General features: G+C 46.3%; 11 protein-coding genes. All 11 read left to right on the forward strand.

Translation table 11 applies throughout. The features are described 5' to 3' along the window. Positions 1-63: 63 nt before the first annotated feature. The 11 genes from NQS30_RS07890 to rpsO all read left to right on the forward strand — a co-directional run bounded on the left by NQS30_RS07890 (position 64) and on the right by rpsO (position 12,066). Complete coding sequence (locus NQS30_RS07890; RefSeq protein ID WP_085341995.1) at positions 64-4,377, forward strand: PolC-type DNA polymerase III; 4,314 nt, start codon at positions 64-66, stop codon at positions 4,375-4,377. Between the two features lie 239 nt (positions 4,378-4,616). After that, positions 4,617-5,087 carry a ribosome maturation factor RimP gene (gene rimP, locus NQS30_RS07895; RefSeq protein WP_007409801.1) on the forward strand — a complete coding sequence of 157 codons (471 nt, stop codon included), beginning with the start codon at positions 4,617-4,619 and terminating at the stop codon, positions 5,085-5,087. Positions 5,088-5,126: 39 nt separating this feature from the next. Then, a complete protein-coding gene (gene nusA, locus NQS30_RS07900; protein WP_003154195.1) occupies positions 5,127-6,248 on the forward strand; it encodes a transcription termination factor NusA in 1,122 nt (373 codons plus the stop codon). 13 nt (positions 6,249-6,261) lie between these two features. Beyond that, positions 6,262-6,537 carry a glucose-induced regulator RulR gene (gene rulR, locus NQS30_RS07905; RefSeq protein WP_003154193.1) on the forward strand — a complete coding sequence of 92 codons (276 nt, stop codon included), beginning with the start codon at positions 6,262-6,264 and terminating at the stop codon, positions 6,535-6,537. Position 6,538: 1 nt separating this feature from the next. After that, a complete protein-coding gene (locus NQS30_RS07910) occupies positions 6,539-6,841 on the forward strand; it encodes a YlxQ family RNA-binding protein (RefSeq protein ID WP_003154192.1) in 303 nt (100 codons plus the stop codon). Positions 6,842-6,860: 19 nt separating this feature from the next. Further along, positions 6,861-9,011 carry a translation initiation factor IF-2 gene (gene infB / locus NQS30_RS07915; RefSeq protein ID WP_007611462.1) on the forward strand — a complete coding sequence of 717 codons (2,151 nt, stop codon included), beginning with the start codon at positions 6,861-6,863 and terminating at the stop codon, positions 9,009-9,011. After that, positions 9,008-9,286: a DUF503 domain-containing protein gene (locus NQS30_RS07920; protein ID WP_052827431.1), complete on the forward strand. Its 279-nt coding sequence runs from the start codon at positions 9,008-9,010 to the stop codon at positions 9,284-9,286. The genes infB and NQS30_RS07920 overlap by 4 nt, the downstream gene beginning before the upstream one ends. Before the next feature lie 16 nt (positions 9,287-9,302). Beyond that, a complete protein-coding gene (gene rbfA, locus NQS30_RS07925) occupies positions 9,303-9,656 on the forward strand; it encodes a 30S ribosome-binding factor RbfA (RefSeq protein WP_003154185.1) in 354 nt (117 codons plus the stop codon). 84 nt (positions 9,657-9,740) lie between these two features. Next, positions 9,741-10,670 carry a tRNA pseudouridine(55) synthase TruB gene (gene truB / locus NQS30_RS07930; protein WP_218791634.1) on the forward strand — a complete coding sequence of 310 codons (930 nt, stop codon included), beginning with the start codon at positions 9,741-9,743 and terminating at the stop codon, positions 10,668-10,670. Positions 10,671-10,689: 19 nt separating this feature from the next. Further along, positions 10,690-11,631 carry a bifunctional riboflavin kinase/FAD synthetase gene (gene ribF, locus NQS30_RS07935; RefSeq protein WP_064107826.1) on the forward strand — a complete coding sequence of 314 codons (942 nt, stop codon included), beginning with the start codon at positions 10,690-10,692 and terminating at the stop codon, positions 11,629-11,631. A gap of 165 nt (positions 11,632-11,796) precedes the next feature. Continuing rightward, the gene (rpsO, locus tag NQS30_RS07940; protein ID WP_003154182.1) at positions 11,797-12,066 is read left to right on the forward strand and encodes a 30S ribosomal protein S15; all 270 of its coding nucleotides are present in this window, start codon (positions 11,797-11,799) and stop codon (positions 12,064-12,066) included. Positions 12,067-12,199 lie beyond the last annotated feature (133 nt).

Here is a 12,199-nt window from a genome sequence, read left to right on the forward strand (position 1 = left end):
GGTACCTCATCACCTGCGGAGGTACCTTCACTTATGATGTTTTAAGGGAGGGATACTGTCTGAATGGAACAGTTATCAGTAAACAGAAGACAGTTTCAGATTCTTCTGCAGCAGCTTAATATGACAGATGATACCTTCATGACATACTTTGAAGACGGAGAGATTGATAAACTGACAATCCATAAAGCAGAAAAAGCCTGGCATTTCCAATTTCGCTTTAAGGCTCTTTTGCCGTATCAAATATATGATTCATTCATGATGAGGTTAACACAATCGTTTGCTCACATCGCCCGTGTCACATCGTCTGTTCAGGTCATCGACCCTACAGTGACAGAGGAGCTTGTACAGGATTATTGGACACGCTGTATTGAAGAGCTTGAAGGAACTTCGCCGCCGATGGTGGCTCTTTTGAATCAGCAGAAGCCGAAGCTCAGGGGAAACAAACTGATCGTGAAAACAAAAACAGATACAGAAGCATCTGCGCTCAAAAATAAATACAGCGCACTGATTCAGCACAGCTACCGCCAATTCGGCTTTCCGGAACTTCAGCTGGATACCGAAATTTTCGTATCTGACCAAGAAGTCCAGAAATTCCGCGAGCAAAAGCTTGCTGAAGATCAGGAGCGGGCGATGCAGGCGCTTATCGAGATGGAGAAGAAGGAAAAAGAGGGCGATGAGGATCAGGCACCGTCCGGACCGCTTGTCATCGGCTATCAAATTAAAGAGAACGAAGAAATCCGGACGCTTGACAGCATCATGGATGAAGAAAGAAGAATTACGGTGCAGGGGTTTGTGTTTGATGCTGAAACACGCGAGCTGAAAAGCGGACGCACGCTCTGTATTTTCAAAATCACGGACTATACAAACAGCATTTTAGTAAAAATGTTCGCCAGAGAAAAAGAAGACGCCGCTTTGATGAAAACGCTGAAAAAAGGCATGTGGGTGAAGGCGCGGGGAAGCATTCAAAACGATACATTCGTTAGAGACCTCGTCATGATTGCAAATGACGTGAATGAAATAAAAGCCAAAACCCGTGAAGACACCGCTCCTGAAGGCGAAAAACGGGTTGAGCTTCATCTGCATTCTCCGATGAGCCAAATGGATGCTGTAACGGGCATCGGAAAGCTTGTCGAACAGGCGAAAAAATGGGGACATGAAGCGATTGCGTTAACTGATCATGCCGTTGTGCAGTCTTTCCCGGATGCCTATTCCGCCGCGAAAAAACACGGCATTAAAATGATTTACGGAATGGAAGCCAATATCGTAGATGACGGCGTTCCGATCGCATACAATCCAGCTCACCGTCTCCTGGAAGAAGACACATACGTTGTCTTTGACGTTGAAACGACAGGTCTGTCCGCAGTGTATGACACCATCATTGAGCTTGCCGCAGTCAAAATAAGAGGCGGAGAAATTATCGATAAATTCGAAGCGTTCGCCAATCCGCACCATCCGCTGTCAGCAACGACGATAGAGCTTACCGGGATTACGGACGACATGGTCCGCGACGCTCCCGATGTCGTTGACGTCGTCCGGGATTTTAAAGAATGGATCGGCGATGACGTGCTTGTGGCTCATAACGCCAGCTTTGATATGGGATTTTTAAATGTGGCGTACAAGCGTCTTTTGAAAACGGAAAAAGCGAAAAATCCGGTCATTGATACGCTGGAACTCGCGCGTTTCCTGTATCCTGAGTTTAAAAATCACCGCTTAAATACGTTATGTAAGAAGTTTGATATCGAATTAACCCAGCATCACCGAGCGGTTTTTGACGCTGAAGCAACGGGCTACCTGCTGTTGAAAATGCTCAAAGATGCCGCTGAAAAAGACATTTTTTATCATGATCAGCTGAATGAGAATATGGGACAATCCAATGCTTATCAGAGATCAAGGCCTTATCACGCTACATTGCTTGCCGTGAATGAGACCGGCCTTAAAAATCTGTTTAAGCTCGTGTCCATTTCTCATATTCAATATTTCTACAGAGTGCCGCGCATTCCGAGGTCGCAGCTTAATAAATACAGAGAAGGTCTGTTAATCGGCTCTGCCTGTGACAGGGGTGAGGTCTTTGAAGGCATGATGCAAAAATCTCCTGAAGAGGTTGAAGATATCGCATCCTTCTATGATTATCTTGAAGTGCAGCCGCCGGAAGTATACAGACACCTTCTGCAGCTTGAGCTCGTCCGGGATGAAAAAGCGCTGAAAGAAATCATCGCCAACATTACAAAGCTCGGAGAAAAATTGAATAAGCCGGTCGTGGCTACGGGAAATGTCCACTATTTAAACGATGAGGATAAAATTTACCGGAAGATCTTAATATCTTCCCAAGGCGGCGCCAACCCGTTAAACAGACACGAACTGCCTAAAGTGCACTTCAGAACGACAGATGAAATGCTGGAGGCTTTCTCCTTCCTCGGTGCGGAAAAAGCGAAAGAAATCGTGGTTGACAATACGCAGAAAGTCGCTTCGATGATCGATGAGATCAAACCGATCAAAGACGATCTGTACACGCCGAAAATTGACGGGGCCGATGAAGAAATCCGTGAAATGAGCTATCAGCGCGCAAGAAGCATTTACGGTGAAGAGCTTCCCGAAATTGTGGAAGCGAGAATAGAAAAAGAATTAAAAAGTATCATCGGTCATGGATTCGCCGTTATTTATCTCATCTCTCATAAGCTTGTAAAACGGTCTCTGGATGACGGTTATCTCGTCGGCTCCCGGGGGTCCGTCGGTTCATCGCTTGTGGCGACCTTAACGGAAATTACTGAAGTGAACCCGCTCGCTCCGCACTACGTGTGCCCGAGCTGCCGATATTCCGAATTCTTTAATGACGGATCAGTCGGTTCCGGTTTTGACCTTCCGGATAAAAGCTGCCCGTCTTGCGGTACACCTTTGAAAAAGGACGGACATGATATCCCGTTTGAAACGTTCTTAGGCTTTAAAGGTGACAAAGTACCCGATATCGACTTGAACTTCTCAGGTGAGTATCAGCCGCATGCCCATAACTACACGAAAGTATTGTTCGGTGAAGATAACGTGTATCGCGCGGGAACGATCGGCACCGTCGCGGAAAAGACGGCTTACGGATATGTGAAAGGCTATGCGGGCGATCACAACCTACACATGCGCGGCGCGGAGATCGACCGTCTGGTGCAAGGCTGCACCGGCGTTAAGAGAACGACCGGCCAGCACCCGGGGGGGATTATCGTTGTCCCGGATTACATGGATATTTACGATTTTTCACCGATACAATTCCCGGCAGATGCGACGGGGTCTGAATGGAAAACGACTCATTTTGACTTCCACTCCATTCATGACAACCTGCTGAAGCTTGATATATTGGGGCACGATGATCCGACCGTCATCCGGATGCTCCAGGATTTAAGCGGAATTGATCCGAAGACGATTCCGACAGATGATCCGGAAGTTATGAAGATTTTCCAAGGCACAGAATCGCTCGGCGTCACTGAAGAGCAGATCGGCTGTAAAACGGGGACGCTCGGCATTCCTGAATTCGGGACGCGATTTGTGCGGCAGATGCTTGAGGATACGAAGCCGACGACGTTCTCCGAGCTTGTCCAGATTTCCGGGCTTTCTCACGGAACGGACGTATGGCTCGGCAATGCGCAGGAACTGATACACAACAATACGTGTGAACTTAGCGAAGTGATCGGCTGCCGTGATGACATTATGGTTTACTTGATCTATCAGGGCCTTGAGCCTTCACTGGCCTTTAAAATCATGGAATTCGTCCGTAAAGGCAAAGGCCTGACGCCGGAATGGGAAGAAGAAATGAAAAAGAACAATGTGCCGAACTGGTATATTGATTCATGCAAAAAAATCAAATACATGTTCCCGAAAGCCCACGCCGCCGCATACGTGCTGATGGCGGTGCGGATTGCATACTTTAAAGTGCATCACGCGCTTTTATATTATGCTGCGTATTTTACCGTCCGCGCAGATGACTTTGACATTGATACAATGATTAAAGGCTCGACTGCCATCAGAGCGGTGATGGATGATATCAGCTCTAAAGGGCTTGATGCTTCGCCGAAGGAGAAAAACCTCCTTACCGTGTTAGAGCTTGCGCTTGAAATGTGTGAGCGCGGCTATTCCTTCCAGAAGGTCGATCTATACCGTTCGAGCGCTTCGGAATTTATCATTGACGGCAACAGTCTCATCCCGCCGTTCAACTCAATTCCGGGACTCGGAACCAACGCCGCTCTCAATATTGTGAAAGCGCGGAAGGAAGGGGAGTTCCTTTCAAAAGAGGATCTTCAAAAACGCGGAAAAGTGTCAAAAACCATTTTAGAGTATTTAGACCGTCACGGCTGTCTTGAGTCGCTTCCGGACCAAAATCAGCTGTCTCTGTTTTAAGCTTTGTGCACAGCCTCCGAGCGGAGTTTGATTTGCATTAAATATATGGTTATGGTATAGTTTTATTGGAAATGCTAACGATTACCGAGGCAAAGAGTGGGGAAACCCGCTCTTTTGTATTGAACAGGCAATTTTGCCTCGACATGTCCATCGTTTTCTCAATGCCCCTGCTCTTTTGAAGCAGGGTTTTTATGCAGAGGAACGGCTGATATGATATCGACAGCACAAGGAGGAAAAACATGAGCAAAAAAGTGACTGATACCGTTCAAGAAATGGCTCAGCCCATACTGGATGACCTTCAGCTTGAACTCGTAGACATTGAATTTGTCAAAGAGGGTCAAAACTGGTTCCTTCGCGTGTTTATTGATTCCGAGAACGGTGTTGATATTGAGGAGTGCGCCAAAGTCAGCGAAGCGTTAAGCGAAAAGCTGGATGAGGCCGATCCGATCACCCAGAACTACTTTCTTGAAGTATCTTCTCCTGGAGCCGAGCGTCCATTAAAGAAAAAAGCCGACTTCGAAAAATCACTGGGCAAAAATGTGTACATGAAAACGTACGAACCGATTGACGGTTTAAAAGTGTTTGAAGGCAAATTGGCTGAATTCGATGGACAAACTGTTACAATAGAGATGACGGTCAAAACAAGAAAGAAACGGGTCAATATTCCGTATGAAAAAATAGCTAACGCAAGATTAGCTGTAACATTTTAATGAATGAAGTATTAGTGTTTAAGGGGGGAGACCGCTAACATGAGCAGTGAACTATTAGATGCTCTCACTATTCTTGAAAAAGAAAAAGGCATCAGTAAAGACATTATCATCGAAGCAATTGAAGCTGCCTTAATTTCCGCGTATAAGCGAAATTTTAATCAGGCGCAAAACGTACGGGTCGATCTGAACCGTGAGACGGGCACGATCCGCGTGTTCGCAAGAAAGGATGTCGTAGACGAGGTATACGATTCAAGACTTGAAATCTCGCTTGACGACGCCCAGCACATCCATCCGAACTACCTTGTCGGAGATGTCGTTGAAATAGAAGTAACGCCGAAAGACTTCGGCCGCATTGCTGCGCAGACGGCGAAACAAGTGGTGACGCAGCGTGTCCGTGAAGCTGAGCGCGGCGTGATTTACTCAGAATTTATCGATCGTGAAGAAGACATCATGACGGGAATTGTACAGCGCTTAGACAGCAAGTTTATTTACGTGTCTCTCGGCAAGATTGAAGCGCTGCTGCCCGTCAATGAACAAATGCCGAATGAGAGCTATAAACCGCACGATCGGATTAAAGTATTTATCACAAAGGTCGAAAAAACGACAAAAGGGCCGCAGATCTATGTATCAAGAACGCATCCTGGTCTGTTGAAGCGTCTTTTTGAAATCGAAGTGCCGGAAATTTATGACGGAACGGTCGAACTGAAATCCGTTGCCAGAGAAGCGGGCGACCGCTCTAAAATCTCCGTCCGCACTGATGATCCTGACGTTGATCCGGTCGGTTCATGCGTCGGTCCTAAAGGCCAGCGCGTGCAGGCGATCGTCAATGAACTGAAAGGCGAAAAAATTGATATCGTCAACTGGTCTGATGATCCGGTTGAATTTGTTGCCAATGCGCTCAGCCCGTCTAAAGTGCTGGATGTCATCGTCAGCGAAGAAGAAAAAGCCACGACTGTCATCGTTCCTGATTACCAGCTTTCTCTGGCAATCGGAAAAAGAGGGCAAAACGCCCGCTTAGCTGCGAAACTGACAGGCTGGAAAATCGATATCAAAAGTGAAACGGATGCAAGAGACCTTGGCATCTATCCGAGAGAGCATGAAGAAGATGACGATTTAGAGCCGCTCTTTATGGAGCCTGAAACAGCCGAATCGGATGAATAAGAGGTGACTTTAGGTGAATAAGCGAAAAAAAATTCCTCTGCGCAAATGCGTGGTAACGGGGGAAATGAAGCCTAAAAAGGAACTGATCCGAATTGTCCGTTCTAAAGAAGGAGAGATTTCAGTCGATCCGACGGGAAAGAAGAACGGACGGGGTGCCTATATCACCCTTGAGAAAGAATGCATCTTAGCTGCGAAAAAGAAAAACACATTGCAAAATCAATTTCAATCACAAATCGATGACCAGATTTTCGAAGAATTGCTGGAACTGGCGGAAAAGGTGAAAAAATAACATGTCTGGAATGGAATGGTTTCCCTTGCTGGGTCTGGCCAATCGAGCTCGTAAGGTCGTGTCGGGCGAGGACTTGGTTATAAAAGAAATTAGAAATGCGCGTGCAAAACTTGTTCTGCTGACAGAAGATGCATCTGCGAATACTGCAAAAAAAGTATCCGATAAATGCAATTATTATAAAGTGCCTTATAAAAAAGTCGAAAGCCGCGCTGATCTCGGCCGCTCTATCGGCAAGGAATCACGTGTCGTTGTCGCCGTCACTGACCAAGGTTTTGCGAATAAGCTGATCAGCTTGCTCGATTAATATTTTTGGGGGTGAACGAATGGCTAAAATGAGAGTTTACGAATATGCAAAAGCCATCAATGTTTCAAGCAAGGAAATTTTGACTGCGCTGAAAAACATGGATATAGTAGTAAATAACCATATGGCAATGCTTGAAGAAAAGACCATTAAGCAGCTTGATGCGAAATTTAAAAAAGGCGGCGCCGGCGTTACATCTCAGAAGCCTGCGGAAACGAACAAAAACAAGCCGCAAGGGATTAATCAGCAGCCTGCTGGGAATCAACCAAACAAAATTCGAGACGGAAAGAAGAATGACGTGCAGAATAATCAATTTAACAAAAACAAGAAGAATAACAACAACAACAAAAACAAAAACAAACGCAATCATAACAACAAAAATCAGTATCAGCAAAAACCGCTGAAGCCGAAAAAAGAGCTTCCTGAGAAAATTACGTTTTCCGGCTCTTTAACAGTCGGAGCTTTAGCCGAGGAACTGGGCAAAGAGCCGTCTGAACTCATTAAAAAACTGATGCTTCTGGGCGTAATGGCTACCATTAACCAGGAGCTTGACAAAGACACAATCGAACTGATCGCATCTGAATACGGTGTAGAAACAGAAGAAGTGATTGTGCTTGAAGAAACTGAGCTTGAAAAATATGAAGAGGCTGACAAAGAAGAAGATCTTCAAATCCGTCCGCCTGTCGTGACGATCATGGGCCACGTTGACCACGGGAAAACGACCCTCCTTGACAGCATCAGAAAAACAAAAGTTGTTGAAGGTGAAGCCGGCGGAATCACCCAGCATATCGGGGCTTACCAGATCGAAGAAAACGGCAAAAAAATCACGTTCTTAGATACTCCGGGACACGCGGCGTTCACAACAATGCGTGCGCGCGGTGCGGAAGTAACTGATATTACCATTTTAGTTGTAGCGGCTGATGACGGCGTTATGCCGCAGACAGTCGAAGCCATCAACCATGCGAAAGCGGCTGAGGTTCCGATTATCGTTGCCGTGAATAAAGTGGATAAAGAAAGCGCGAACCCTGACCGTGTCATGCAGGAGCTGACTGAATACGGACTCGTTCCTGAAGCATGGGGAGGAGAAACGATTTTCGTTCCTCTGTCCGCTCTTACAGGCAAGGGAATTGACGAGCTTGTCGAAATGATTCTGCTTGTCAGTGAAGTGGAAGAGCTGAAAGCCAATCCGAACCGTCAGGCAAAAGGAACGGTTATTGAAGCTGAGCTCGATAAAGGAAGAGGATCTGTCGCGACACTTCTCGTTCAAACGGGAACATTGAATGTCGGAGATCCGATCGTTGTCGGAAATACATTCGGCCGCGTGCGGGCCATGGTCAATGATCTCGGCCGCCGCGTGAAAACAGCCGGACCGTCCACACCTGTAGAAATTACTGGCTTAAACGACGTACCGCAGGCTGGCGATCAATTCCTCGTCTTTAAAGACGAAAAAACAGCCCGTTCTGTCGGTGAAGCACGCGCTTCCAAGCAACTGGAAGAACAGCGCAGCGACAAAGCGAAGCTGAGCCTCGATGATCTGTTTGAACAAATTAAACAAGGCGATGTCAAAGACATCAATTTAATCGTAAAAGCTGACGTTCAAGGTTCAGCCGAAGCGTTAACAGCCGCTCTTCAAAAAATTGAAGTAGAAGGCGTAAAAGTGAAAATCATTCACACAGGCGTCGGTGCGATTACGGAATCAGACATCATTCTCGCATCTGCTTCAAATGCAATTGTTATCGGGTTTAATGTGCGCCCAGACGGAAATGCTAAGAGCACGGCTGAAGCTGAAAATGTAGATATCCGTCTTCACCGTATCATTTACAAAGTCATCGAAGAAATTGAAGCGGCGATGAAAGGAATGCTTGATCCTGAATACGAAGAAAAAGTCATCGGTCAGGTTGAAGTGCGCCAAACATTCAAAGTGTCGAAAATCGGCACGATTGCCGGCGGATATGTAACAGACGGCCACATTACACGTGACAGCGGACTCCGCCTGATCCGTGACGGCGTGGTCATCTTCGAAGGGGAAGTAGACGTTCTGAAACGCTTCAAAGATGATGTGAAAGAAGTTTCACAAGGATATGAATGTGGTATTACAATTAAGAAATACAATGACATTCGCGAAGGCGACATCATTGAAGCGTATGTCATGCAGGAAATCGAAAGAAAGTGATCGGATTTGCGGAATGTGAATGCATCATTTATGATGCGGGATCATTAAAGGAGAAACGAGCCGTTCTGAAGCGGATTATAACGAGGGTTCAGAATAAGTTTAACGTGTCGGTTGCAGAAATCGGCTATCAGGACACTTGGCAGCGGACCAGCTTCGGAATCGCCGTCGTCTCCTCCTCTCACGTTCAGGCGGAAAAGGAGATCCAGCGTGTACTCGCGTTTATTGACTCCTTTCCCGAAATAGAACGGACGATCACTAGAACAGAGTGGTTTTAACTTAGAGGTGATTGAATTGAGTATGAGAGCAAACCGTGTCGGCGAGCAGATGAAAAAAGAGCTCGGGGATATTATCAGCCGAAAGCTGAAAGACCCGAGAATCGGATTTCTCACTGTAACAGACGTACGTGTTTCAGGTGATTTACAAATAGCGAAGGTGTATATCTCCGTTCTCGGCGGAGAGAAAAAGAAAGAGGAGGCGCTGAAAGGGCTTGAGAAAGCGAAAGGATTTATCCGTTCCGAAATCGGCAGCCGAATCAGACTCCGCAAAACGCCTGAGCTTGAATTTGAATTTGATGAATCAATTGAGTACGGCAACCGTATTGAAACATTGATTCACGAACTGCATTCAGATAAACCGTCTGAATAACAAGGAAAGAGGATGGGCGAGTGTCGTCTGTCCTCTTTTCTGCGTTTTACGGGATACAATTGATAACAAAGGAGCGAAAGACAGATGGTTAACGGAGTTCTCCCTTTACATAAACCGGTCGGCATGACTTCTCACGACTGTGTAATGAAAATAAGAAAACTGTTAAAAACAAAGAAAGTCGGACATACGGGAACGCTTGATCCGGAAGTGTCAGGCGTACTGCCGATCTGTGTCGGACGGGCCACAAAGATTGTTGAGTACGTCACCGACAAGTCAAAAACGTACGATGCTGAGATCACTCTCGGCTTCTCCACATCGACCGAAGACCAGACTGGAGAAACGGTCAGCGTAAAACCTGTCAAGGAGCCGCTGAAAGAAGCGGATATCAAAGCCGTTTTAGACGAACTGAAGGGACCGCAGGAGCAAGTGCCGCCGATGTATTCCGCTGTAAAGGTCAACGGGAAAAAGCTCTATGAATACGCCAGGGCGGGTATTGAAGTGGAGCGGCCGAAGCGGAATATCACGATTGAAGATATCGCGCTCACTTCCCCTGTCACTTATAAAGAAGACACAGCATCATTCCGCTTTACAGTCACGTGCTCAAAGGGCACTTACGTGAGAACATTGGCGGTGACAATCGGTGAAAAACTCGGCTATCCCGCGCATATGTCGCATCTCATCCGCACCGCTTCCGGCGATTTCAGCCTTGATGAGTGTTTCACGTTTGAGGAACTTGAACAGCAGGTTTCAGACGGCATGGTTGCAGAGCATGCCGTGCCGATTGAAAGAGCGCTCAATCATTTGCCGAAATGGGTCATAAGTGATACATTAGCTAAGAAAGCTGAAAACGGGTCAGTGTTTGACATCCCGGCGGAATTTTCTGCAATGACAGCTGACGCCCGTATAGCGGTCTGTACTGAAGACGGAGAATGTGTGGCCATTTATATGCCGCATCCTTCAAAAAAAGGACTGCTGAAACCGGCTAAAGTGCTCATGCAAAAAAGCGAACAATAAGAAAAAAGGTGACCGTTCTGTGAAGACGATACATATTTCTCATCCGCATCATTTACAAAAAGAAGAGCAGCCGGCGTCTGTCATGGCGCTCGGCTACTTTGACGGCGTTCATTTGGGACACCGGAAAGTAATCGGAACAGCCAGACAAATTGCCGAAGAAAAAGGCCTGTCGCTGGCCGTTATGACGTTTCATCCCCACCCTTCCCATGTGTTGGGCAGGGACAAAGAGCCAAAGGATCTGATTACGCCGCTTGAAGATAAAATCAGCCAGATCGGGCGTTTAGGCGCTGATGTGCTGTATGTCGTAAAGTTTGATGAAGCGTTTGCGTCTCTGTCTCCAAAACAGTTTGCCGAGGAGTATATTTTAGGGTTAAACGCGCGGCACGCTGTGGGAGGCTTCGATTTTACGTACGGAAAATACGGAAAAGGCACGATGGAGACGCTGCCGGACGATTTAAACGGCAAGGCCGGATGCACGACTGTCGAGAAACAGACCGAGCAGGACAGAAAGATCAGCTCCACTTATATCCGGTCAGCGCTGCAGGATGGTGACGTTGAACTTGCGCACACTCTTCTCGGCCAGCCGTATTTTATCCGGGGCACTGTGATTCACGGAGACAAAAGAGGCCGCACCATCGGTTTTCCGACCGCGAATGTCGGCCTGCACAACAGCTATATCGTGCCGCCGACAGGCGTGTATGCAGTGAAAGCCGAAATAAAAGGCGAGGTGTATGAAGGCGTCTGCAACATCGGCTACAAACCGACCTTTTATGAAAAGCGTCCCGATCAGCCGTCAATTGAAGTTCATTTGTTTAATTTTCAGCAGGATGTATACGGAGAAGACGTTAAAATCGAGTGGTACAAACGAATCCGAAGCGAACGGAAATTTAACGGCATCGAAGAACTGACGGCTCAGATCGGGAAAGACAAACAAGAAGCGATCCGTTTTTTCAGCAAATAACGGAAAAAACATCAAAAGTACACAAATTTTCTTCTAAAAGATTTGCATATGGGCGCGATTTTTAGTATCATATGTTTCGTAGTCTTAAAACCATTGCTTGGCAATCCGAAGTCACCGACGGTTGCTAGGTAACTGGGGCTAATTATGATATGGAGGTGAAACAGGATGGCAATTACTCAAGAGCGTAAAAATCAACTCATCAGTGAGTTCAAAACACACGAATCTGATACTGGATCTCCAGAAGTTCAGATCGCTATCCTAACAGACTCAATTAACAACTTGAACGAGCATTTGCGTACTCACAAGAAAGATCACCACTCACGTCGCGGTCTTCTTAAAATGGTAGGTAAACGTCGTAATCTTCTTACGTATCTGCGTAATAAAGACGTAACTCGTTACCGTGAGTTAATTAACAAACTAGGCTTACGTCGATAATCGTAAAAAGCGGGAGGATTCCCGCTTTTTTATCGTATTAAAGCGAAAAAAATAATGATAAAAAAACAATGAAATCCTTTTACATACTACTTTGACATTGATATGTTCAATTCATTTCGTTCATAATAGGAGT

The sequence above is a fragment of the Bacillus sp. B1(2022) genome, assembly GCF_040259625.1.
Taxonomy (GTDB): Bacteria; Bacillota; Bacilli; order Bacillales; family Bacillaceae; genus Bacillus; species Bacillus velezensis.